The 23814-nt window shown below is 66.2% G+C and carries 24 protein-coding genes; 18 read left to right on the forward strand and 6 right to left on the reverse strand.

Features of this window, described 5'->3' with window-relative positions; translation table 11 throughout:
• Positions 1–16 precede the first annotated feature (16 nt).
• From fliS to API01S_RS20895, 5 genes are read left to right on the forward strand one after another with little or no spacing between them, the layout of a single operon-like run.
• Entirely contained in the window at positions 17–445 is a 429-nt protein-coding gene (fliS, locus tag API01S_RS20875) for a flagellar export chaperone FliS (RefSeq protein ID WP_006219074.1), read from the forward strand.
• 47 nt (positions 446–492) lie between these two features.
• Complete coding sequence (locus API01S_RS20880) at positions 493–846, forward strand: flagellar protein FliT (protein ID WP_050729289.1); 354 nt, start codon at positions 493–495, stop codon at positions 844–846.
• Entirely contained in the window at positions 843–2165 is a 1323-nt protein-coding gene (gene fliK / locus API01S_RS20885) for a flagellar hook-length control protein FliK (RefSeq protein ID WP_061306052.1), read from the forward strand. Before API01S_RS20880 ends, fliK begins: the two co-directional genes overlap by 4 nt.
• Positions 2165–2482 (forward strand): EscU/YscU/HrcU family type III secretion system export apparatus switch protein, encoded by a 318-nt coding sequence (locus API01S_RS20890; protein WP_006219070.1) that lies wholly within the window; start codon positions 2165–2167, stop codon positions 2480–2482. Before fliK ends, API01S_RS20890 begins: the two co-directional genes overlap by 1 nt.
• Before the next feature lie 24 nt (positions 2483–2506).
• Complete coding sequence (locus tag API01S_RS20895; protein ID WP_006219069.1) at positions 2507–3310, forward strand: flagellar brake protein; 804 nt, start codon at positions 2507–2509, stop codon at positions 3308–3310.
• A gap of 69 nt (positions 3311–3379) precedes the next feature.
• On the opposite strand, the gene fliE is transcribed toward API01S_RS20895, so the two are convergent.
• Positions 3380–3712: a flagellar hook-basal body complex protein FliE gene (gene fliE / locus API01S_RS20900; RefSeq protein ID WP_046807469.1), complete on the reverse strand. Its 333-nt coding sequence runs from the start codon at positions 3710–3712 to the stop codon at positions 3380–3382.
• A 321-nt stretch (positions 3713–4033) separates the two neighbouring features.
• Here fliE and fliF point away from each other — a divergent pair, with 321 nt between their 5' ends.
• The 13 genes from fliF to fliR all read left to right on the forward strand — a co-directional run bounded on the left by fliF (position 4034) and on the right by fliR (position 15388).
• Positions 4034–5710: a flagellar basal-body MS-ring/collar protein FliF gene (fliF, locus tag API01S_RS20905; RefSeq protein WP_061306053.1), complete on the forward strand. Its 1677-nt coding sequence runs from the start codon at positions 4034–4036 to the stop codon at positions 5708–5710.
• A complete protein-coding gene (gene fliG / locus API01S_RS20910; protein WP_039883173.1) occupies positions 5700–6710 on the forward strand; it encodes a flagellar motor switch protein FliG in 1011 nt (336 codons plus the stop codon). Before fliF ends, fliG begins: the two co-directional genes overlap by 11 nt.
• On the forward strand, positions 6703–7446 hold the full coding sequence (gene fliH / locus API01S_RS20915; RefSeq protein ID WP_050729030.1) for a flagellar assembly protein FliH: 744 nt from the start codon (positions 6703–6705) through the stop codon (positions 7444–7446). The genes fliG and fliH overlap by 8 nt, the downstream gene beginning before the upstream one ends.
• 62 nt (positions 7447–7508) lie before the next feature.
• Positions 7509–8942, forward strand: a complete 1434-nt coding sequence (gene fliI / locus API01S_RS20920) for a flagellar protein export ATPase FliI (protein WP_050729290.1) — start codon at positions 7509–7511, stop codon at positions 8940–8942.
• On the forward strand, positions 8935–9384 hold the full coding sequence (gene fliJ, locus API01S_RS20925) for a flagellar export protein FliJ (RefSeq protein ID WP_006219063.1): 450 nt from the start codon (positions 8935–8937) through the stop codon (positions 9382–9384). Before fliI ends, fliJ begins: the two co-directional genes overlap by 8 nt.
• A gap of 24 nt (positions 9385–9408) precedes the next feature.
• On the forward strand, positions 9409–10770 hold the full coding sequence (locus API01S_RS20930) for a flagellar hook-length control protein FliK (protein ID WP_061306054.1): 1362 nt from the start codon (positions 9409–9411) through the stop codon (positions 10768–10770).
• A 170-nt stretch (positions 10771–10940) separates the two neighbouring features.
• Complete coding sequence (locus API01S_RS20935) at positions 10941–11567, forward strand: flagellar basal body-associated FliL family protein (protein ID WP_006221878.1); 627 nt, start codon at positions 10941–10943, stop codon at positions 11565–11567.
• A 2-nt stretch (positions 11568–11569) separates the two neighbouring features.
• Positions 11570–12577: a flagellar motor switch protein FliM gene (fliM, locus tag API01S_RS20940; RefSeq protein ID WP_006221879.1), complete on the forward strand. Its 1008-nt coding sequence runs from the start codon at positions 11570–11572 to the stop codon at positions 12575–12577.
• Complete coding sequence (fliN, locus tag API01S_RS20945) at positions 12570–13124, forward strand: flagellar motor switch protein FliN (RefSeq protein WP_061306055.1); 555 nt, start codon at positions 12570–12572, stop codon at positions 13122–13124. The genes fliM and fliN overlap by 8 nt, the downstream gene beginning before the upstream one ends.
• Before the next feature lie 12 nt (positions 13125–13136).
• Positions 13137–13460, forward strand: coding sequence for a flagellar biosynthetic protein FliO (gene fliO / locus API01S_RS20950; protein WP_061306056.1), 324 nt, complete (start codon positions 13137–13139; stop codon positions 13458–13460).
• A 27-nt stretch (positions 13461–13487) separates the two neighbouring features.
• Positions 13488–14279 carry a flagellar type III secretion system pore protein FliP gene (gene fliP, locus API01S_RS20955; RefSeq protein ID WP_006219059.1) on the forward strand — a complete coding sequence of 264 codons (792 nt, stop codon included), beginning with the start codon at positions 13488–13490 and terminating at the stop codon, positions 14277–14279.
• Positions 14280–14295: 16 nt separating this feature from the next.
• Positions 14296–14565 carry a flagellar biosynthesis protein FliQ gene (gene fliQ / locus API01S_RS20960; protein ID WP_006219058.1) on the forward strand — a complete coding sequence of 90 codons (270 nt, stop codon included), beginning with the start codon at positions 14296–14298 and terminating at the stop codon, positions 14563–14565.
• Positions 14566–14599: 34 nt separating this feature from the next.
• Entirely contained in the window at positions 14600–15388 is a 789-nt protein-coding gene (gene fliR / locus API01S_RS20965; protein ID WP_050729033.1) for a flagellar biosynthetic protein FliR, read from the forward strand.
• 207 nt (positions 15389–15595) lie between these two features.
• On the opposite strand, the gene API01S_RS20970 is transcribed toward fliR, so the two are convergent.
• The 5 genes from API01S_RS20970 to API01S_RS20990 all read right to left on the reverse strand — a co-directional run bounded on the left by API01S_RS20970 (position 15596) and on the right by API01S_RS20990 (position 23773).
• The gene (locus tag API01S_RS20970; protein ID WP_061306057.1) at positions 15596–17191 is read right to left on the reverse strand and encodes a methyl-accepting chemotaxis protein; all 1596 of its coding nucleotides are present in this window, start codon (positions 17189–17191) and stop codon (positions 15596–15598) included.
• Positions 17192–17472: 281 nt separating this feature from the next.
• On the reverse strand, positions 17473–19203 hold the full coding sequence (locus API01S_RS20975) for a methyl-accepting chemotaxis protein (RefSeq protein WP_006219055.1): 1731 nt from the start codon (positions 19201–19203) through the stop codon (positions 17473–17475).
• Positions 19204–19341: 138 nt separating this feature from the next.
• Entirely contained in the window at positions 19342–19809 is a 468-nt protein-coding gene (locus tag API01S_RS20980; protein WP_061306058.1) for a hypothetical protein, read from the reverse strand.
• Positions 19810–19838: 29 nt separating this feature from the next.
• Positions 19839–21713, reverse strand: a complete 1875-nt coding sequence (locus API01S_RS20985; RefSeq protein WP_061306059.1) for a methyl-accepting chemotaxis protein — start codon at positions 21711–21713, stop codon at positions 19839–19841.
• A gap of 110 nt (positions 21714–21823) precedes the next feature.
• The gene (locus API01S_RS20990; protein ID WP_061306060.1) at positions 21824–23773 is read right to left on the reverse strand and encodes a methyl-accepting chemotaxis protein; all 1950 of its coding nucleotides are present in this window, start codon (positions 23771–23773) and stop codon (positions 21824–21826) included.
• Positions 23774–23814: the final 41 nt, after the last annotated feature.

Raw genomic sequence — 23814 nt, forward strand, 5'->3', positions numbered from 1 at the left:
ATAGAAGATGCATTAAATGACGTATGCCGCCCGACGGCCCTCAGGGTCTTATTCTGTTCGTTCCTACGCCGATATCGGCCTGGAAACGCAAGTCCTGGGCGCAAGCCCGGAGCGGCTGATCACCCTGCTCTACCTGGGTGCGCGGGCGGCCATCGGGCAGGCGCGCATCCACTTGAACGAAGGCCGGATCGCCGAACGTGGCGCCGCGATCTCGAAAGCCATCAAGATCGTCGATGAAGGCCTGAAGACGGGGCTGAACATGGAGGCGGGCGGCGACATCGCCGCCAACCTCGCCCTGCTCTACGACTACATCATCCGTACCCTGCTGACAGCGAACCTGAAGGCGGACGTCGAGCAGCTGGATATTGCCGACCGGCTGCTGGCCGACCTGGCCGAAGCCTGGCAGACTTCCATCGACCGGCCGGCTGGCGGATTGGAGCCGTAATGGCCCGACCCATGCCCCTAGCCAGCCTGCGAACGCCCGAGATTTCCATGACGTCCCTCACCCAGTCCCTTCCCTCCATCCTGGAAAACTACCAGGAAATTGCGTCCATCACGGGGGAAATGCTGAACGCCGCCAAGGCGGGTGACTGGGATCTGGCCATGGTTCACGGCCAGCAATACTGTGAACGCGTCGAGCTCTTGCGCCAGACCGAACAGAAAGCCCCGCTGGACGACGCGGCTCGCGCCATGAAATACGACCTGCTCGTGCGCATTCTGGAAAACGATGCAGAGACGCGCGACCTGGCCATTCCTCAACTGGCGCGCCTGGGCGAGCTGCTGGGCCGCATGAAGCGCCAGCAGACGCTGCTGTCGGCCTACGGATATCAGGCGCCTGAAGAATGAGCGTCGGTCCCGCCGCACTCGGTAACGTCCTGGTGCAGCGGTTGGACGCCGTGCTTGGCACGACGATGTCCGCCGCGAACGCCAACCAGGTTTCAGGCGCGCGGCCGGATGCCGTCAGCCAACCTGGCGGCCCGGAAAAGCCCGGGTCCTCGGACGCCTCCACCCGCGATCCCCGGCAAGGCATACAAACTGGCGGCGCCCGAGGCGACCGCCAGAATGCCGTCGTGGACGCCAAGACCGCCGCCGCGCTGGCGCTGGCCGCGCGCGGCCTGGTCACCAGCAGCGACACGACCGCCTCGGCTCCGACGACGCTGGGCACCACTGCCCGCACGATCCTCGCCTTGCTGGCCCAGTTCCCCGAAGCCGCGCCCGCCGTCCAGGGGCGAGCGCCGCTATGGAGCGGCAGCGGCGAGGCCGCGCCCGGCCAAGCCCCCGCGCAGGCAACGCCGCAACCCGCCCCGGGCAACGCGGCCGCAGCGCCCGCGCAAACCGCGACCCCACAACCGGGGACCCCGCCTTCCGCTTCCCTCGCGCTCCCGGCTGGCGCGGATGCAGCGGCTGCCGCCAAGACCACGCGCCCCGCAGGCTCGGCCGACGCCCATGCGGCGCGCGGCGCGGACGCGGCGGCGCATGCCTCGCTGGCCGCCGGCGGACCGTCCGCCCGCCTGCTGGGCCAGGCCTTGCGCCAGGCGTTGCAGACCAGCGGCCTGTTCTACGAATCGCACCTGACCGACATGGTGTTCGGCCGGACCAATCCGGACGCGCTGAAAAAAGAGCCGCAGGCCAATCTACCCAAGGACAGCGCGCAGCAGACGGCCAACGCAGCCCGCAGCCGCGCCGAAGCCCCCGCCGCCAACCGCACGGCGGGTGGCGCCGATGCGCCCTCGGGCGCGGGGACGTCCTCGACCCCCGCGCCGAGTACGCCCGTCGCCGGCATCCACCAGGACCTCACCGTGCTGGTCCGCCAACAGCTGGACGTGCTGGCCAACCAATCCCTGACCTGGCAAGGCGAGGCCTGGCCCGGTACGCCGATGGAATGGGAAGTGGAACGCGACCCCTACGGCGGCGATCCCGATTCGGCCACGCCCACCTGGGCCACGCGCCTGAAGCTGGACCTGCCCCGTCTTGGCCTGGTCGACGCCCGGCTGAACCTGGCGGGCGACCAGATCGTGCTGCAACTGGTCGCGCCGCTTGCCGCCGGTGAAATCAATAACGCCTCCGACCAGCTGCGCTCGCGCCTGCTGGCTGCCGGCCTGACCCTGAGCAATCTGGCGGTCAGCGTGACGGACCCGCGCCCAGTCATCCCGACCGACTTCTGATGAGCAACACCCCCTATACCGAGGACGGCGGCCCCAACGCCAACCGCAATGCGGCCGTCGCCATTTCCTACGACGACAAGGACGGCGCCCCGCGCGTCGTCGCCAAGGGCTACGGCCAGCTTGCCGACACCATCGTGCGCGCCGCCGAAGAAAATGGCCTGTATGTGCATGAATCGCGTGAATTGGTCGGCCTGCTCATGCAGGTGGACCTGGATGCACATATTCCTCCCCAACTGTACGTGGCAGTGGCAGAATTGCTGGCTTGGCTCTATCGCCTGGAATCGCGCGAGCTTCCCCAAGCGGCGCCGCCCGCCTGACCTCATTCTCTAAGGACCACCAACGTGTTGGAAGCCAGCGACCCGGAATTCCTGCTGACCCGGCCGGAAGACATGCGCTCCGCTCTGTTCGAGCTGACGCACCCCGACAGCCACATCCTTGTGCGCGACGCCGCCGACCGTGAAATGGCGGTGCTGGTGCTGGGCGCGGACAAACAGACTCGCCAATTCTTCTGGCGACCGCGCGACTACGCGGGCGCTGACTTCGAGCAGTCCGACAGCATGGGGCTGCTCAGTGGCACCACCTTCCATTTCCATGCCACCGCCTATGGCGGCGTACAGATCCGCTTTCGCGTGCAGCGCCCCGAAGTGATCCACTTCGACGACGGCAGCGCGGCGCTGATGTCGCCGTTTCCCGATCGACTGGCCCGCATCCAGCGACGCAAGATGTTCCGCGCCTCGCTGGCCACTGGCGCCGGCCAGTACCAGGCCATCTGGCAGCCCGAGCCCAAGGTCAAGCCCTTGAGCTTCACGGTGCGCGACATCTCGGTTGACGGCGTGGGCCTGCGCGCCGGCCTGGCGGTGCCCGCCCTGCCCGAGCGCGGCACGATCATGGAAGACGTGCAACTCGATTTTGGCGATCTCGGCAAACTCAGCGCCCACCTGGAAGTGCGCAACGTCTACCCGATTTCCGGCCAGCCCATGATCCAGCCGGACAGCCCGGAAGAAGAAGCGCCCCGGCACGTATCCCTGACCGGCGAACCGCCGATGAGCCACGTCGGCGCCGTGTTCCTGAACCTGGATGCACGCCAGGAAAACTGGCTGCAAAAAGTGGTGTGGCGGCTGGAAAAAGGCGCGCAGCGCAACTGAGCGCAAGCCTCGCACAAAAAAAAGGCCTTTCCGATTGAACCGGAAAGGCCTTTTTTCAGATCGACGCCATCACACGGCCATCGACGAGATTTCCTTGTAGGCCGCAACCAGCTTGTTGCGCACCTGCACCGCGGTCTGAAAGCCAAGGCTGGCTTTCTGCATGTCGATGATCACGTCGTTCAGCGAGATGTCCGGCGCGCCCATTTCAAACGCCTTGGCCTGCGCCGACGACGCGTTCTGGGCCGAGGTGACGCGGCGGATCGAGCGTTGCAGCTCGGCGGCGAAACCGTCGGGCTGGCCGACCGATTCCCCGGCGGCCAGATTGCCGGTTTCCGCCTTGCTCACGACGGTGCGCATCTGCTGGAGCATGCTTTCGATGCCGTTCAAGCCTGATACAGCCATTACCTGATTCCTTGCTGGTGGGGCGATTACGCCAATGTTGCCGCAAAGCGTAACGCCGATCGCGCGCGCCCATAGCCGTTAAAAACCGCCAAAAACCCCGACATTTCCCCGAATGCCGAACGTCGGGGCCGGATCTGTCGTGCGCGCCATGACATAGAGGATAAGTAACGCCAAAAACCGGCTGTTTTCATCGATTGGGATTGTCGACCCAAGGGCAATAATCCAGGCTCTCCCCAGACCAGAAGCACGTTGCATGTGTAATCTGCCCTACCCAGACATGAAGTCCTTTTCCTTGCGCCGCGCAGCCAGCGGGAGCCGTCGATGAATCAGCAGGCCACTCTGAGTTCGTCGCTGCTGGCGAAGTTCCCTGTGCTGGAAAAGGTCCGCGCACTGCCCAAGCCTATCTTGCTGGGCGCGGCTGCCGCCGTCGTCGCGCTGATCGTCGCCGCCGTGATGTGGACGAGCGAGCCCAAGTACAAGGTCCTGTTCTCGAACCTGGACGACCGCGACGGCGGCGCCATCGTGACGGCCCTGGGCACCATGAACGTGCCCTACCGCTACAACGAGACAGGCACCGCCCTGCTGGTGCCGGCCGATCGCGTCTATGACGCGCGCCTGCAACTGGCCTCGCAAGGCTTGCCGCGCGGCGGTTCCGTGGGCTTCGAGCTGATGGACAACGCCCGCTTCGGCGCCAGCCAGTTCGCCGAGCAGATCAACTATCAGCGTGGCCTGGAAGGCGAGCTGGCGCGTTCGATCGAAGCCATGCACACCGTGCAACACGCCCGCGTCCACCTGGCCATGCCGCGCCAGTCGCTGTTCGTGCGCGAGCGCCAGGCTCCTACCGCTTCGGTGCTGCTCAATGTGTACCCCGGCCGCAGCATGAGCGATGCGCAAGTGTCGGCGATTTCGTGGCTGGTGGCCTCCAGCGTGCCCGAGCTGACCGCCGAAAACGTGTCGATCGTCGACCAGAACGGCCGCCTGCTGTCGGCGCCGCTGGGCGAAGGCCGTGGCATGGACGCCGACCAGATGCGCTTCGTGCGCGAAATGGAACAGCGCACCGTTGAACGCATCCTGACCATCCTGAATCCGCTGGTGGGCCCGGGCAACGTACACGCCCAGGCCAGCGCCGACGTCGACTTCGCCCGCCGCGAAGAAACGTCCGAGATCTACCGTCCCAACCAGGAACCTGGCCAGGCCGCTGTGCGCAGCCAGCAGACCAGCGATTCCACCCAACGCGGCGTCAACCCCGCCCAGGGCGTGCCCGGCGCGCTGTCCAATCAGGCGCCTCCCAATGCGCAGGCTCCGCTGGCCAATCCCCCAGCGCAACAACCCCCGCGCCCCGGCCAGCCGCCTGCCGCCGCCAACGCGCAGCAGCAGCAACAACAGCAGCAGACCGGCACCCAGGCGGCGACCGCCAACCTGAACGAGCGCCGCGACGCCACCACCAACTATGAAGTGGACCGCACGATCAGCCACATCAAGCAGCCGGTGGGCAACCTGAAGCGCCTGTCCGTTGCCGTGGTCGTGAACTACATCCGCGACAAGGACGGCGAGCCGCAAGCCCTGCCGCCCGAAGAACTGAACAAGCTGACCAACCTGGTCCGCGAAGCCATGGGCTATTCCGAAACGCGTGGCGACTCGCTGAATCTGGTCAACAGCCAGTTCAACGATGGCCCGCCGCCGCTGCCGATGTGGCGCGATCCGGAAATGATTGCCCTGTTCAAGACCATCCTGGCATGGCTCGTGGGTCTGGTGCTGGCCTTCTGGCTGTACCGCAAGATCCGCCGCTCGGTCACCGAGTACCTGTACCCGCCGGTGGATCCTGAAATGGCCGAAGCCGAGCGTCAGGAAGCCGCTCGCGAGGCCCAGGACGCGGCGCGCACCAAGGAACTCAGCCGTTACGAAGACAACCTGGAACGCGCCCGCACGATGGCCAACAAGGATCCGCGCGCCGTCGCGATGGTTCTGCGCACCTGGATGAGCAAAGATGAAAAATGATTCCACTCCGATGGACGGCATGACGCGCAGCGCCGTCCTGATGATGTCGCTGGGCGAGGACGCCGCAGCCGAAGTCTTCAAGTACCTGAGCGCCCGTGAAGTGCAGCAGGTGGGCGCGGCGATGGCCAGCCTGAAGCAGGTCACGCGCAACGACGTGGCCGTGGTGCTGGAAGAATTCCGCCAGGAAGCCGACCAGTTCATGGCCGTCACGCTGGGCTCGGACGATTACATCCGCAGCGTGCTGACCAAGGCGCTGGGCAGCGACCGCGCCGCCGGCCTGATCGAAGACATCCTGGAAGCCGGCGACGGCGGCAGCGGCATCGACGCGCTGAACTGGCTGGACCCGAACACCGTGGCCGAGCTGATCGGCGACGAACACCCGCAGATCATTGCAACGATCCTGGTCCACCTGGAACGCGACCGCGCGGCCGGCGTGCTGGCGTTGCTGACCGACCGCCTGCGCAACGACGTCATGCTGCGCATCGCCACCTTCGGCGGCGTGCAGCCGGCAGCCTTGTCCGAACTGACCGAAGTGCTGAACTCCGTGCTGGCTGGTCAGGGCGCCAAGCGCAGCAAGATGGGCGGCGTGCGCACCGCGGCCGAGATCCTGAACATGATGAATTCCTCGGACGAGGAAACCGTCGTGGCCAGCCTGCGCGAGCGCGACAACGATCTGGCGCAGAAGATCATCGACGAGATGTTCGTGTTCGACAACCTGCTCGACGTCGAAGACCGCGCCATCCAGCTCATCCTCAAGGAAATCGACAACGACACGCTCATGGTCGCGCTCAAGGGCGCCCAGGAAGAGTTGCGCGCCAAGTTCCTGCGCAACATGTCCAGCCGTGCCGCCGAAATGCTGCGCGAGGACCTGGAAGCGCAAGGTCCGATCCGCATGTCGAAGGTGGAAGGCGAGCAGAAGAAGATCCTGCAGATCGCCCGCCGCCTGGCCGAGAGCGGCCAGATCGTGCTGGGCAATTCCGGAGACGACGCGTATGTCTGAAGCGGACAACGGCACGACGACGCTCATCTCGCGCAGCGCCGCATGGCGGCGCTGGCAGATGCTGTCGTTCGACGAGCCGGCGACCGTCGAAGTGGCGCCCGAACCGGAACCCGATCCGGGCCCGGACCCCGCCGTCGTGATGGCGCAGCTGCGTGCCCAGGCCATGGCCGAAGGGCGCGACGAAGGCTACGCGCAAGGCCATGCAGCGGGCGTCGAAGCCGGCCAGCAGGCGGGCCACGAGGCTGGCTATGCCGCAGGCCGCGAAGCCGGTTATGCCGAGGGCCTGGCGCAAGCCCGCGAACAGGGTGCAGAGGAAGCACAACGCCTGCATGCGCTGGTGCAGGCCTGCGCCGCCTCCGTGGGCGCGCTGGAAGAAAAAATGGGCCAGAGCCTGCTGACGCTGGCGCTGGACATCGCGCAGCAGGTCGTGCGCACCACGCTGTCGGAACAACCCGAAACCGTGGCCGCCGCCGTGCGCGACGTGCTGCACATCAATCCGTCCGCGGGCGGCCAGATGCGCTTGTGGGCCAACCCCGAAGACATCGAGCTGATCCGCCTGCATCTGGCGGACGAACTGAAGGAAGGCCACTGGCGCGTGCTGGCCGATGAGTCCATCGCGCGCGGCGGTTGCCGCGCCGAAACGCCGTTTGGCGATATCGACGCCACCTTGCAGACGCGCTGGCGCCGCGTCGCGGCCTCGCTGGGTCGCAACGTGTCCTGGGAGGATCCGGCGTGAACGGCGATCAGGCCCCGGCGCAGACCAGCCACTCCACCCTGCCCGTGGCGTCCGCGTCCACCGTGCCGGTGCTGGACCGCTGGAAGACCCAGCTGGAAATCGGCTCGATCCGCGCGGCCTCCACCGACCCGTGGCTGGTCAGCGGCAAGATCACCCGCGCGACCGGCCTGGTGCTGCACGCCACCGGACTGCGCCTGCCCGTCGGCGCGGCCGCCCGCATCGAAATCGCGCGCGGCCATGACCATTGGGCCGACGCCGAAGTCGTGGGCTTCGACGGCCACACCCTGTACCTGATGCCGCAGGCCGACATTTCCGGCCTGCCGCCCGGCGCGCGCGTCGTGCCCGGCGAACCGCCCGTGCAACGCGCGATTCCGCTGCCGCGCAAGGCGGAACTGAACGGCAACGCCAAGCCGCAACTGGGCCGCCACCTGCCCGTGGGCAACGCCCTGCTGGGCCGCGTGCTCGATGGCGCCGGCCGCCCGCTGGACGGACTGGGTCCGTTGACGGGCGCCGAGCTGGCGCCCTTGTCCGCACAGCCCATCAACCCCTTGTCGCGCGCACCGATCGACACCGTGCTGGACACGGGCGTGCGCGCGATCAATGGCCTGCTGACGGTCGGACGCGGCCAGCGCATGGGCCTGTTCGCCGGCTCCGGCGTGGGTAAATCCGTGCTGCTGGGCATGATGGCGCGCTACACCAAGGCCGACGTCATCGTGGTGGGCCTGATCGGCGAACGGGGCCGCGAAGTCAAGGAATTCATCGAACACAACCTGGGCCCCGAGGGCCTGGCCCGCTCGGTCGTCGTGGCCGCGCCCGCCGACGTGTCGGCGCTGCTGCGCCTGCAAGGCGCGGCCTACGCCACACGGCTGGCCGAACACTTCCGCGATCAGGGGCTGGACGTCCTGCTGATCATGGATTCGCTGACGCGCTACGCCATGGCCCAACGCGAAATCGCGCTGGCCATCGGCGAACCGCCCGCCACCAAGGGCTACCCGCCGTCCGTGTTCGCCAAGCTGCCGATGCTGGTCGAACGCGCCGGCATGGGCGCGCCCGGCCCGTCCGGCAAGGCCGGATCGATCACCGCGTTCTATACAGTGCTGGCCGAGGGCGACGACCAGCAGGATCCGATCGCCGATTCGGCGCGCGCCATCCTGGACGGCCACGTGGTGCTCTCGCGCCATCTGGCCGAAGCCGGGCACTACCCCGCCATCGATATCGAAGCGTCGATCTCGCGCGCCATGACCTCGCTGATCACGCCGCAGCAGTTCGCTATCGTGCGCCGCTTCAAGCAGAACCTGTCGCGCTACCAACGCAACCGCGACCTGATCGCCGTCGGCGCCTACGCGGCCGGCAACGACCCCCAGCTGGACGAAGCCATCGCGCGCTATCCGCGCCTTGAAGCCTTCTTGCAGCAGGACATCGGCGAGAACATCGGCTACGACGAAGCCGTCAACCAGTTGCGCGCCAGTTTCGAGTTAAGGGACACCTATGCCTAGCCAATTGCCCTTGGACATGTTGATCAACCTGGCCAAGGAAAGCACGGACGAAGCCGCGCGCCTCCTGGGCCGCCTCAGCGCCGAACGCACCAACGCCGAGCGCCAGCTGGGCATGTTGAGCGACTACCGCCAGGACTACCTGGAGCGTTTGCAGCAGGCGATGACGACGGGCATGTCGGCCAGCGATTGCCATAACTACCAGCGCTTTATCGGCACCCTGGACGACGCCATCGGCCAGCAGCAGGCCGTGTTGCGCCAGGCGGACGACAACCTGGCCAAGGGCCGCCTGTACTGGCAGCAGGAAAAGCGCAAGCTCAGTTCCTACGACGCCCTGGCGCAGCGCGAAATGCGCGCGCAGGCCGTCGTGGAATCCCGCCGCGAACAACGCGCCAACGACGAATATTCCGCCCGCCTGGTCCAGCGCCAGGCTGGCATGCATTAAGCAATACCTAACAGGAAGCCCCAGATGACCGCTCCCCTGCCCTTGCCCACGGTCTCGCCCGTTGCGCCGACTTCCATCGCCGACGCGATGGGCGCCAAGTCCGCACCCGCGAACAAGAAAGGCCCCAGCTTTTCCGACGTGCTGGCCCAGCAACGCCCGAAGCCGTCCGCCGATTCGCGGCCCGCGAACAACGGCGCGAAGACGCCCGCCAAGAACGCCGGCACGAGCAATGACCCCGCCAGCAAGGCCGAGTCCGCCGCCGCCGGCGCCATCGACGAAGCCGTGAAGACGGCCACGTCGGCCGAAGCCGGCGCATTGGCCGTGGCCGCCGCGCAGCAGCCGGTCGTCGTCCTGCCGCAGCAGACGCTGGACCTGGCCGCGCAGGCCGCCGAACAGGTGCAGCTGGCACGCGGCACGGCCGAATCCGCCGCCGCCGCGATGAGCAACGGCGCGGCCGTCCTGACTGCCGCGCTGACCCCCGCCACCGCGCCCGTCGCTGCGGGCACGCCGGTTGCCGCCACGGCCGCAGAGGCCGACGCCGCCCTGGCGCTTGCCGCGCGCAACGCGCAAGCCGCGCAGCCGGTCCTGACCGCCGCGGTCAAGCCGGGCAATGCCGTGCCCCCGGTTGCCGAAGCCGCGCCTGCCGCCAAGCCCGTCGTCGCCAAGGCGGATGCGCCGCGCCTGGCGCCCGAGATCCCGCTGCCGCGCGTCGCGCGCGACACGCAGCCTGCCGGCGAGCACACCACGACGCTGCCGGCCCACACCGAAGAAGAGCTGACGGCCGCCCTGACCAGCACCGCGCAGCAGTTCCAGGCGCCGCAGCATGGCGCTACGCCGCAGGACAACCTGGCGCAAGCGCTTGCCGCCGCCACTCAGCGCCAGGCCGCGCCCGTCGTGAACCAGGCCGCCATCGCCGCGCCCTCGGTGCCGCTGGTCATGCAGGTCGCCACCCCGGTGGGCGGCACGCACTGGGGCACCGAACTGGGCCAGCAGGTCGTCATGATGAGCACCAACGCGCGTCAAGGCATGCAGACCGCCGAGCTGCGCCTGGACCCGCCCGACCTGGGCCCGCTGCGCGTCAGCCTGAACCTGTCGGACGGCGTGGCCAGCGCCTCGTTCGTGTCGGCCCATGCGTCCGTGCGCCAGGCCATCGAAACCGCCATCCCGCAACTGCAACAGGCCCTGGCGCAAGCCGGCATCTCGCTGGGCCAGACCAGCGTGGGTGAGCAGGCCGCGCAGCAGGAATTCGCGCAGCAACAAGGCAACGGCGGATCGCAGCGCCAGTCGGGCAATGGAGCGGCGCTTGCCGATGCATCGACCGACATCGCCGCGCCCACCGTGACCGTGTCGCGCAACGCCAACGCACTGGTCGACACCTTTGCGTGACAAACACGTCGCCCGCATCCGGCAACGGACGCGGGCGGTGCAGCAATAGCTTGAGATACGCGGCTTTCGCCCTGTTTTTCGCCTCCAAGGCGAGACGCACTTTGGGGCAGAATGCTTTCATCCACTAAGAATCCGTTTTCACCAGCGGCTCAATACGCATCGAAACCGAGATGGCGACTACCAAACCCATAACCGCGCCGTCGGGCGCCAAGAAATCCGGCGGCATCGGCGTTCTTCGCCTCCTGCTGGGCCTTCTGGTCCTGCTCATTGTCGCGGGCGCCAGCGCCGGCGCAACCTGGTTCATCACGCAGCGCATGCAGCAACCGCCCGCTGGCGCTGCCGTGCAGTTGGGCGTGGGCCAGGTGCCTGGCGGCCAGCCCGGTCAAGCCGGCCAACCCGGTCAGCCGGGTCAGCCGGGCCAGGGCCCGCAAGCCACGCCGACCACGTTCGTCGCGCCGCCCGCCGGCCCGATCGCCGTGCCCGCGCCGATCTTCGTGCCGATCGAAGCCTTCACTGTCACGCTGCAAAATGCCGACACCGAACGCATCATGCACGTCGGCCTGACCCTGCGCGTCAGCGACGAGCAGACCCGCACGCGGCTTGAGAAATACATGCCTGAAGTGCGCAGCCGCATCCTGATGGTGCTGTCCTCGCAATCGCCCACCGGCGTGCAGACGCAGCAAGGCAAGACCGACATGGCCAACGCGATCAAGGTCGCGGTCAATCGTCCGTTCTCGCCGTTGCCGGACGGCCAGTATGTCACCGACGTACTGTTCACGGCGTTCGTGGTGCAATAAGCATGGCCTACGAGGCATTTCTTTCGCAGGACGAAGTCGATGCGCTGCTTGCCGGCGTCACCGGCGAGAGCGATAGCAAGTCGGCGGCTGCGAACGCAAACGACGGCGCGCGCGCCTACGACCTGAGCTCGCCCGAGCGCGTCGTGCGCCGCCGGATGCAGACGCTGGAGCTCATCAACGAGCGTTTTGCGCGCCACATGCGCAACGTGCTGTTGAACTTCATGCGCCGCAGCGCCGACATCACCGTCGGCTCGATCAAGATCCAGAAGTACGCGGACTTTGAACGCAACCTGCCCGTGCCCAGCAATCTGAACATGATTCAGATGAAGCCGCTGCGTGGCACGGCGCTGTTCACCTATGACCCGAACCTGGTGTTCCTGGTCATCGACAGCCTGTTCGGCGGCGATGGCCGCTACCACACGCGCGTCGAAGGCCGGGACTTCACTACGACCGAACAGCGCATCATCCGACGCCTGCTCAACCTGACCCTGGAAAGCTACGGCAAGTCCTGGGACCCCGTCTATCCCATCGAATTCGAGTACGTGCGCTCGGAGATGCACACCAAGTTCGCCAGCATCACCGGCAACAATGAAGTGGTGGTCGTCACCTCGTTCCACATCGAATTCGGCGCGACCGGCGGCGACCTGAACATCTGCCTGCCCTATTCCATGATCGAGCCGGTGCGCGATCTGCTGACGCGGCCGCTGCAGGAAACCACGCTGGAAGAAGTTGACCAGCGCTGGTCGCAGCAGTTGTCGCGCCAGGTGCGCAGCGCCGATATCGACGTGGTGGCGGAATTCGCGCGCATCCCGTCGTCGATCCGCGAACTGATGCATTTGAAGGTGGGCGACGTTCTTCCCGTGGACGTGCCCGAAACCATTATTGCCAACGTCGATGGCGTACCGCTGATGGAATGCGGCTACGGCGTCTTCAACGGCCAGTACGCATTGCGCGTACAGAACATGTTTACCTACGATACCGATTCAAACGAGGCCCCCGACCATGACTGACAAGAACGAGCCTGGCTCCGGCTCGTCCCCGGCCGACGACTGGGCCGACGCGCTCGCCGAACAATCCCGCGCCAACCCGCCCACCCAGGCCGATGGCCTGAAGCCGCAGGACGACTGGGCAGCCGCGATGGCTGAACAGACCGCCGCAGCGCCGGCGCCCGCCCCGGCCCCGGCGGCTCCGGCTCCGGCCGCTGCACCCGCAGCACCTGCCGCGCCTGCCGCACAATCGGCAGCGCAGTCGGTGTTCAAGCCCCTGGCTGGCGCCACGGCCGGCTCGGGCACCGACATCGACCTGATCATGGACGTTCCCGTCCAGCTCACGGTCGAACTGGGACGCACCCGCCTGACCATCAAGAACCTGCTCCAGCTGGGCCAGGGTTCCGTGGTCGAGCTCGATGGCCTGGCCGGCGAGCCGATGGACATCTTCGTCAACGGCTACCTGATCGCCCAAGGCGAAGTCGTGGTTGTCGAAGACAAGTACGGCATCCGCCTGACCGACATCATCACCCCGTCCGAGCGGATCAACCGCTTGAACAACCGCCGCTAGCAGTCTGGCGCCATGACTGAATCTGCCCTGCTGCGCGTCATCATCGGCCTGGTGCTGGTGGTGGCCGCCATCCTGGTGTCGGCCTGGCTGGCGCGGCGGGCCGGATTGACCCAGCGCGGCGGCGGCAACCTGCTCAAGCAGGTCGCCAGCCTGCCCGTTGGTGCGCGCCAAAGCATCGTCGTCGTCGAAATCGACAATACCTGGCTGGTGGTGGGCGTCGGCCCGAACCAGCTCACTACGCTGCATACCCTGCCCGCCGGCCAGATGCCGGAGGGTTCGCCCTTGCCCGCCGCGGCCTTCGCGACCAAGCTGGGCCAGGCGCTCAAGCGCCGCTAGCGCGACCCGCGCATCTTTGCGACACCCATGAGCTTTCTCTCCAGCACGACACTCCTGCCTGCCCGTCAGCGCGCCCTGCCCATGCTGGCCGCCGCCGCCGTGCTGGGCCTGGCCTTCTTTCCCGCCGGAGTCGTCGCCCAGGCCACCCTGCCCGCGCTGACCGCAACGCCCGGCCCGAACGGCTCCGAGACGTACTCCCTCAGCATGCAGACCATGCTGCTGATGACCTCGTTGTCGTTCCTGCCGGCCGCCTTGCTGATGATGACGGGCTTTACGCGCATCATCATCGTGCTGGGCCTCTTGCGCAGCGCCATGGGCACGGCGATGTCGCCGCCCAACCACGTGCTGATCGGGCTGGCGCTGTTCCTGACCTTCTATACGATGTCGCCGGTGTTCGACAAGATCTACGCCGACGCCTACAAGCCGCTATCCGAAGGGTCGATCCAGTTCGAAACAGCGGTCGAGCGCGCCGCCGGCCCGCTGCGCACGTTCATGCTGCACCAGACCCGCGAGAACGATCTGTCGCTGTTCGCCAACCTGGCCAAGCAGCCCGCGCTGGAAGACCCTTCGCAAGTGCCGCTGCGCATCCTGGTCCCGGCCTTCATCACCAGCGAATTGAAGACGGCGTTCCAGATCGGCTTCACCATCTTCATCCCGTTCCTCATCATCGACCTGGTCGTGGCCAGCGTGCTGATGGCGCTGGGCATGATGATGGTGCCGCCCGTCACCGTGGCGCTGCCGTTCAAGCTGATGCTGTTCGTGCTGGCCGATGGCTGGAACCTGCTCATGGGCTCGCTCGCCCAGAGCTTCTACCAATAACGCCGGAGCACTCGCCATGACCGCAGAAACCGTCATGACCATGGCCTACCAGGCGATGAAGATCGTCCTGGCGATGGCCGGCCCGCTGTTGCTGGTGGTGCTGGTGGTGGGCCTGGTCATCAGCATCTTCCAGGCCGCCACGCAGATCAACGAAATGACGCTGTCGTTCATTCCGAAACTGCTGGCCATGTGCGGCGTGCTGGTGCTGCTGGGCCCTTGGCTCATCGGCGTCATGGTCGACTACATCCGCCAACTGATCGGCCAGATCCCCATGCTGGTGTCCTGAGCGGCCCGCGCCGCCCGGCCCCGGACGTTTTCCCATGATCGCCTTCACGCTCGAACAGCTCAACGGCTGGATCGGCCAGTTTCTCTGGCCGTTCGTGCGTATTCTGGCGCTGGTCGGCACGGCCCCGCTGTTCTCGGAATCCGCCATTCCCGTCAAGGTCAAGGTGGGCCTGTCGTTCGTGCTGGCCGTCGCGGTCAGCCCCGCGCTGGACCCCATGCCGCCGATCGCGCCCGGTTCCTACGCCGGCCTGTGGATGGTGATGCAACAGGTGCTGATCGGCATCGCCATGGGCTTCACCATGCGGATCGTGTTCGCCGCCGTGCAGACGGCCGGCGAATTCGTCGGCCTGCAAATGGGCCTGTCGTTCGCCTCGTTCTTCGATCCCAGCTCGGGCGCGAACACCGCCGTGCTGTCGCGCCTGTTCAACATGGTCGCGATGCTGACCTTCCTGGCGCTGGACGGCCACCTGCTGGTGCTGGCCGCGCTGGTGCGTTCATTCGACACGCTGCCCGTTGCCGCGATCCAGCTGCATCAGAATGGCTGGGGCGTGGTGGTGGAATGGGGCAAGACCGTGTTCGTGTCGGGCCTGCTGCTTGCCCTGCCTCTCATCTGCGCGCTGCTGACCATCAACCTGGCCATGGGCATCCTGAACCGCGCCGCGCAGCAACTGTCCGTGTTCTCGGTGGGCTTTCCCGTCACGCTCATCATCGGCGTCACCGTGCTGACGGTGGTGCTGCCCCACGCGGGCCCCTTCCTGGAGACGCTGTTCGAATCGGGCCTGGGCGCGATGAGCCGCGTTGTGGACGCGCTGGCGGGACGGTAGCGCAGGTTCGCAGGGTTTGGCGTAGCAGGATTCGCCGCGCCTTTAGGCTGGCCGGCGAGCGAGGTCTACGACGCGCCGCTGGCGGGCATGAACGTCAAACGATGAATATCCGCGTGCAAAAGCACTGGCCCCTCCCGAACGTATCTAAGGGAGGGGCCAGTGTGCGTAACCGAAGCGCGTCGCGTCTATACGACGCTTATGAGTTACCTAGGCGTGGCCCGTCAGGCGGAATACGCGGATCGTCTCGCGCAATGCGCCGGATTGGCTGCCCAACTGCATCACCGCGCCGCCCAGTTCCTGCACCAGCGCGGTATTCTGAACCGTCATCACGTCCATTTGCGACACGGCGCTATCGACCTGCTCGATTCCGCTGGACTGTTCCTGCGAGGCTTGCGAGATCTCGCCGATGATGTCCGTCACGCGATGCACGGCCGCCACGATTTCTTCCATCGTCGCGCCCGCCTGCTCCGCTTGCGCCGAGCCTTCCGATACGCGGTCCACGGAGTCTTCGATCAGGCCCTTGATCTCTTTCGCCGCCTGCGCGCTCTTCTGCGCCAGGCTGCGCACTTCGCCCGCGACCACGGCGAAGCCCTTGCCCGTTTCTCCGGCGCGGGCCGCTTCCACGGCGGCGTTCAGCGCCAGGATGTTGGTCTGGAACGCGATGCCCTCAATGATGCTGACGATGTCCGCAATCTTGCGCGAGCTGGCCGAAATGCCATGCATGGTGTTCACGACCTGGCCCACGGCAACGCCGCCGCGCCGCGCCACGTCCATGCTGCTGGCGGCCAGCTGGTTCGCCTGGCGCGCATTGTCGGCGTTCTGGCGCACCGTGGAAGTCAGCTGCTCCATGCTGGCAGCCGTCTGCTGCAAGGACGACGCCTGGCCTTCCGTGCGGCCGGCCAGTTCCTGGTTGCCGCGCGCGATGTGCACGGCCGCGTGGGTCGTGCCTTCGATACCGCGATAGACGTCCTGCGCAATGCCGATCAGGCTCTTGCGCATCACTTCCAGCGAGAACTTCAGGCTGCCGACTTCATCATCCGATTCGGCGATGATCTGCGTGGTGAGGTTGCCGGCGGCCACCTGGCGCGCCATGTTGGCCGCATCCAGCATCGGTTCCAGCAGGGATTTCGACAGGCTCCAGCCCATGCCGAAGATGGCCAGCACGGCCAGCGCGATCGCACCGCATCCCAGGCCCGCGCCCCAGGTGCTCAGGCTTTCCCAGTTGGCGTTGAGACCATAGGCGCCCGCGCCCACGACGATGGCGGAAGACACTAGCGCGTGGCGGAACATGCGGCTGCGCACGCTGCGTCGAAACGGGAATGCCAGCACGTCCAGGCCGCGCCGCCAGCCGGCGCGCACCGGGCGTCCGCGCTTGATGCGGATACCGCGCGCCGAGCCTTCACGCATGCGCGCGTAGAGTTCTTCGGCCATCTCGATCTGCTCGTCGGAAGGACACACGCGGACCGAGGAATACGCCACCACTTCGTCGTTCTCGACGATGGGCGTGGCGTTGGCCAGCACCCAGTAGTAGCCGCCGTCCTTGCGACGGTTCTTGACCAGGCCCAGCCACGACTCGCCGGCTTGCAGCGTTGCCCACAGATCTTCGTAGGCTTCGGGCGGCATGTCGGGATGGCGCACAAGATTGTGCGGCTTGCCGATCAGTTCTTCGAGCGTAAAGCCGCTGACTTCGACAAAAGCCGGGTTCGCGTAAACGATGCGGCCCTTAGTGTCGGTGCGCGAGATCAGATACTGATCCTCGCGCAGCTTGGTTTCCACATCAGTGATGGGTAGGTTCACGCGCACAGCTAGTCTCCAGTGACATCGATAGAGCAGCGAATGATTAGCAGCGAGCAAACCGGCCTACACGCCCCGGATCCACCTGTCCCCGCCTGGTCTGTATGGAGGGTGCGCCGCGAGCGCCGTCCTCCGCCAAACACTGTTCACCGCCCTTCCCCAAGGCGTTATTTTTATTAACGGTAATTTTTACAAAAACTTAACGTGCTTATGAGTCCGCGCACGCGCACTGCGGCGCGCGGACAGGCAGCATTGCCGCCGGGTGCTGCCCCGGCGGCAATGCCGGGCGATCAACCCTGCGTCAACGTCGGCGACGCGTAGCCGCTCAGTTGATGCGCCGGCACTTCGATCACTTCGCCCGCGTTGATCTTGAACACCGCAACGGCTTCGGCCAGGCGATGCGCCTGATCCTGCAACGAGCCCGCCGCAGCCGCCGCTTCTTCCACCAGCGCCGCGTTCTGCTGCGTCACTTCGTCCATCTGCGAGACCGCGCGGTTGACCTGGTCGATACCGCTGGACTGCTCTTCCGACGCTGCCGAGATCTCGCCCATGATGTCCGTCACGCGCTTGACCGAGGCCACGATCTCTTGCATCGTCGCGCCGGCGCGTTCCACCTGCTGCGAACCCGCGCCAACCTTGTGGACCGAGTCTTCGATCAGGCCCTTGATTTCCTTGGCGGCCTGCGCGCTGCGCTGCGCCAACGAGCGCACTTCGCCTGCCACGACGGCAAAGCCCTTGCCCTGTTCACCGGCACGCGCCGCTTCCACGGCGGCGTTCAGCGCCAGGATGTTGGTCTGGAAAGCAATGCCGTCGATGACGGACACGATTTCCGAGATCTTGCGCGAGCTGGCGGAGATGCCCTGCATCGTGCTCACCACTTCCGACACCGCCGAACCGCCACGCTCGGCCACGTCCGACGCGCTGGCGGCCAACTGGTTGGCCTGGCGCGCGTTGTCGGCGTTCTGCTTCACGGTAGAGGCCAGCTCTTCCATCGAAGCGGCGGTTTCTTCCAGCGAGGCGGCCTGCTCTTCCGTGCGGCTGGACAGGTCCGTGTTGCCCGCCGCGATTTCGCGCGAGCCCACCGTGATCTCGTCCACGCCACGGCGCACCGTCGCCACCGTGCGAGACAGGCTTTCCTGCATGCGCTTGACGGCTGCCATCAACTGGCCGATTTCGTTGTGCGATTTGACTTCCACGCGGCTCGTCAGGTCGCCAGCGGCGATCTTGTCGAAATGCTGGCCGGCTTCCACCAAGGGGCGAACGACGAGACGGCCGAAGAGGACGCGGCAGAACACCATCAACAGCAGGGCCAGGCCCACCGCGACGCCCACGGCAACCATGGCGCGGTTGAAGTTGGCTTCAGCCTGATCGATGGTCGCTTGCTGCTGGTCGCCGATGTACTTGCTGAAGTCGCTGATCGCCTCGATGAAGGCGGCGCTGCGCGGCGTGCCGTATTCGTTGTTCACCATGTAGAACGTCGAATAGTCTTCGCTGCGCAAGGCTTCGACCATCGTGTCCACGCCGTCGTCGATATACGAACGATAGCGGCGCACGAGGTTCATCGACAGCTGACGACCCGTGTCGTCCTGGAGCATGTTTTTCTGGAAGTCCGAGAAGCGGCTGCGCACGCCCGTCAGCAAGTCCGTGGCGCCCTTGAGCGCCGCGGCCGCGTCGCGGGCCGAATTCTCGCCGCTGCCCCAACCCGATTCCTGCAAGTGGCGCGCGGCCACCATCAGGCTGACGCGGGCGCGCAGCATGTCGCTGTTGATCACTTCGACTTGCTTGGCACGCTCGGTCAACGCGTTGACTTCGCGGATGGATTCGTAATTGTGCTGCAAGAAGAATGCGGCCAGGCCGCCAACCGCCGCGATCAGGATCGCGAAGAACGCCATGACCCACAACAGCATCGTACCGACGCGGGCGTCGCGCAACCTCAGCTTGCGTTTCACCTTGGGTGCGCGCGCGGCCTTTTTCTTGCCGCCTTTGCCGGCCTTTGCGCCGGATTCGAGACTCGCTTCCATATTATTTCCCCATCCCTCAGGACCTGCTCTGACCAAATGAAAAACCACCTTGTGGACACGCCCTGTTACATGACGTGTACATTCAAGGCGACGGTCACAGCGGCGCACGCCGCCATGCTCTCTACCGGACTACCTGCACTACTTGCCTTGCGGCGCCAACCCGGCCGGTTCGCCCGGACCAGGTATGTAGATGGTTTGCACCTCGGGTTCCGCCACGGGCTGCGTCCATTCCTGACGCGTGTCAGGCATAGGCGCGGGGCCCAGCAGTTTCTGGCGTTCCCAGGGTTCCAGCAGAATATTGGTGCTGTCGACGAGCCGCACCAGGCGGCCATCCGGGCCGAACTGAAGCAGCGCTTCCTTGCGGCTGTACAGTCCGTCGGCGACAAACGTGATCTTGAAGGACCAGAGGGCCAGCAGCGTGCCGTCGGTCTGTCTGTAAAGCTTGTCAGGCGGCGCGGTGAGCGCGCGCGAGGCTTCTTCCAGCGTCGTCTGGCCAGGAGTCAGCGTGCTCAGTTTGCCCGGATCGAAGTTATGACCCGTGGCTGCACAGGCGCACAGCAACAACGCGATGGCGGCGCCCGCCAGAAGATTTCTATAGCCTCGCATACCCTACCTGTTCGCTGGCTGCGCCAGCATCAAAAAGATTCCCAATCGTCGTCGGACGGCGCGCTGCGGCGGCTCGGCGCGGACGCCGGCTTGGCCTCGCCTGCGGGGGCCGCCGCACGCGGCGCCGGACGGCGCAACGGCCGCGTCGCCGTGGCGCCTTCAGCGCCGACGGCTGCCGGCTTGGAGCGCGCCGCGTGCGTCAAACGCACGGCGGGCGTCGCGCGAGCCGGAGCTTCCGCGGGCGATTCAGACGGAGCCTTCGGCGCGGCGACGCGCGGAGCAGGACGCTGCGCGGGTTGATGCGCGGGTTGCTGCGTCAACTGGCGCGCCGGCACTTCGATCACTTCGCCCGCATGGATCTTGAACACCGCCACGGCCTGGACCAGGCGCTCGGCCTGCTCCTGCAACGAACCGGCGGCAGCGGCGGCTTCTTCCACCAGCGCCGCGTTCTGCTGCGTCACTTCATCCATCTGCGAGACCGCGCGATTGACCTGGTCGATACCGCTGGACTGCTCTTCCGACGCTGCCGAGATCTCGCCCATGATGTCGGTCACGCGTTTGACCGACGCCACGATCTCCTGCATGGTCGCGCCGGCGCGTTCCACCTGCTGCGAACCCGCGCCCACCTTGGACACCGAGTCTTCGATCAAGCCCTTGATTTCCTTGGCGGCCTGCGCGCTGCGCTGCGCCAGCGAGCGCACTTCGCCTGCCACGACCGCAAAGCCCTTGCCCTGTTCGCCCGCGCGCGCCGCTTCCACGGCCGCGTTCAGCGCCAGGATGTTGGTCTGGAACGCGATGCCGTCGATGACGGACACGATTTCCGAGATCTTGCGCGAGCTGGCCGAGATGTCGTGCATGGTGTTGACCACTTCCGACACCGCCGAACCGCCGCGCTCGGCGACATCCGACGCGCTGGCCGCCAGCTGATTGGCCTGGCGCGCGTTGTCGGCGTTCTGCTTGACGGTAGAGGCCAGCTGTTCCATCGACGCGGCCGTTTCCTGCAACGACGCCGCCTGCTGTTCGGTACGGCTGGACAGGTCCGTGTTGCCCGCGGAAATTTCACGCGAGCCCACGTTGATCTCGTCCACGCCTCGACGCACCGCCGAGACGGTGCGCGTCAGGCTTTCCTGCATGCGCTTGACGGCGGCCATCAGATGGCCGATTTCATTGGTGGACGTGGCTTCCACGCGCACGGTCAGATCTCCGCCGGCAATCTTGTCGAAGCTGTCGCTGACGGCGCGCAAGGGGCGCAGGATGACGCGGTTCATGAACAGGAACGCACCCAGCGCCACGGCCAGGATCAGCGCGGCCAGGCCCAGGTACACAAACGTCATCATCGACGCCTGGCTGCGAGCGGCCTGCACTTCGTGTTCGCTGAACGTGTTGATATTGCCTGCAAAATCGCTCAACTGCTTGAAGAATGCCGCGCTGGCGGCGCCTGCCTGGGTATTCTTCAAGCTCAGGTAGGTCGCGGCGTCGCCCTTGTCCAGCGCACCCATCATGGAACGCAACGCGTTCGAGAAGGCGTTGAATGTCGTTATGAGCTCGCCTTCAGCGGCCTGGCCCACGCTCGTCACTTTCGGAACGGCCTTGAAGGCTTCCATTTTCTTGTTGGCGTCGCCGATCAATTGCTGCACGGTGCGCGAGTTCTCGGCAGCACCGTTCGTGTCACCCGTAGCGCGCTGCGCGGCGGCGATGTCCGCGCGGATCGTCGCGCGCAGCATCTGCGTGTAGGCGTCCTTGATCAGATTGCTTTGCTGCACGCTCAGGGAATCCAGAGCGTTGATCGTGACGGCGCTGGCACGCATGCTGTTCCAGCCCAAACCAATTGCAACCAGTGCGGCCAGGGCAACTGCCAACTGAGCGAGCATCAAGCCCGTGCGCACCTTCAGATTGCTGAACATGTTCCAAGAGTTCCGGTAGTCGTCCCGACGGCACGCTGTGGCCGCCGGTCCGTAAAGGGGGGGTACTGTTTTTAATAGACTGCCTGTTCAATGCCCTGACGCGGGATTCGTCAGAAGGACTCCCAATCATCATCCGCGGGCGCGGGTCGACGGCTGGCCGTCGACGCGGCCGAGGGCGCGGCGGGTTTGGCTGCCGCGCTGTCCGCGCGCGAGGCCGGACGACGCAACGGGCGTACCACCGTCGCTGCGGACGCGGCCGGCTTCGGACGCGCCACCTGAGTCTTGCGGGGAGCGGCGGCAGGCGCCGCGGGCGCGGCGGCCGGTTGGGCCTCGGGCTCGTCGTCCTCCTGCTCCGGCGCTGCCGGCTCGGCCACCGCCGCAGCCGGCTTGGCCAGGCGCGCAGCCGATGCGCGCGCAGCGCTCGGCGCCGGGCTGGATGCCTGCGGCGGCGACATGCGTTTCGCGCTCTGCTGGCCGGCGAGCTGGCGCGCCGGCACTTCGATCACTTCACCTGCATTGATCTTGAACACCGCCACGGCTTCCGCCAGGCGTTGGGCCTGTTCCTGCAACGAACCGGCAGCGGCGGCGGCTTCTTCCACCAGCGCGGCGTTCTGCTGCGTCACTTCGTCCATCTGTGAGACGGCGCGGTTGACCTGATCGATACCGCTGGACTGTTCATCCGAGGCGGCCGAGATTTCGCCCATGATGTCCGTCACGCGTTTGACTGAGGACACGATCTCCTGCATGGTCGCGCCGGCGCGTTCCACCTGCTGCGAACCCGCGCCCACCTTGGACACCGAGTCTTCAATCAGGCCCTTGATTTCTTTAGCTGCCTGCGCGCTGCGCTGCGCCAGCGAGCGCACTTCGCCCGCCACGACCGCAAAGCCCTTGCCCTGCTCTCCGGCACGGGCCGCTTCCACGGCGGCGTTCAGCGCCAGGATGTTCGTCTGGAACGCAATGCCGTCAATGACGGACACGATTTCCGAGATCTTGCGCGAGCTGGCCGAAATGCCCTGCATCGTGCTGACCACTTCGGACACCGCTGCACCGCCACGCTCGGCCACGTCCGACGCGCTGGCGGCCAACTGGTTGGCCTGGCGTGCGTTGTCGGCGTTCTGCTTGACGGTGGAAGCCAGTTGCTCCATCGACGCGGCGGTTTCTTCCAGCGAAGCCGCCTGCTGTTCCGTGCGGCTGGACAGATCGGTATTGCCTGCGGAAATTTCACGCGAGCCTACGTTGATCTCTTCCACGCCACGGCGCACGGTCGCCACCGTGCGCGTCAGGCTTTCCTGCATGCGCTTGATGGCGGCGAACAGCGACCCGATTTCGTTGGTGCTGCGCACGTCGATGCGGCCCGTGAAGTCGCCGCCGGAAATCTTGTCGAAGTGCTCGCCCGCCTGATGCAGCGGACGCAACACGGTGCGGTTGATGAAGATCCAGCAACCCAGCGCCAGCGCCAGCGACACCGCCAGCAGCGCAATCGTCACGGTGCGCGAGATGTTGTGGTCGACTTCGGCCCGCGCCACGAGTTCATCGGCGCGGGTATCCACGAACTGCAAGACGCCATACACGGCTTCACGGAAGGCGGTGTTGGCCGCGCCGCCCGCGTCGTTCAGGTCCAGATAGTCCTGGATGGCCAGTTTGGACAATGCGCTGGCCTGGCGCTTGTAGACATCGTCGAATTGCCGATAGGCGGCTTCCAGCTTTTGCACCGCCGCTTCGGAGCCCGGCATGGGCGGCGACTTGCGGAACGCTTCCAGCAGCTGATTGCCTTCCTGCATCAACGCGTCGGCGCGCTTGGCCTGCGAGGAGGCCTGCTCCGTCTTGCCCTGCTGCATGTCCATCAGCGAGTTGGCCAGCAACAAGCGACCGCGCAGGTAGGCGATGTAGGCGCGATTGAGCTGCGTCGCCTGATTGGAATAGATGGCGTTGACCCGTTCCAGCTTTTCATTGCTGGAATTCAGGCCCATCCACGCCACACCGTTCGACGCGAACATGGCGCCCGTGAAGAGCAACAGCACCAGCACGATGCAGGTGCGGACTTTCAAATTGACAAGCATGAATTACCCGAGCGTTAAGCAACGTGAAACGACACAACCCA

Source organism: Achromobacter piechaudii NBRC 102461, assembly GCF_001571245.1.
GTDB lineage: Bacteria > Pseudomonadota > Gammaproteobacteria > Burkholderiales > Burkholderiaceae_B > Achromobacter > Achromobacter piechaudii.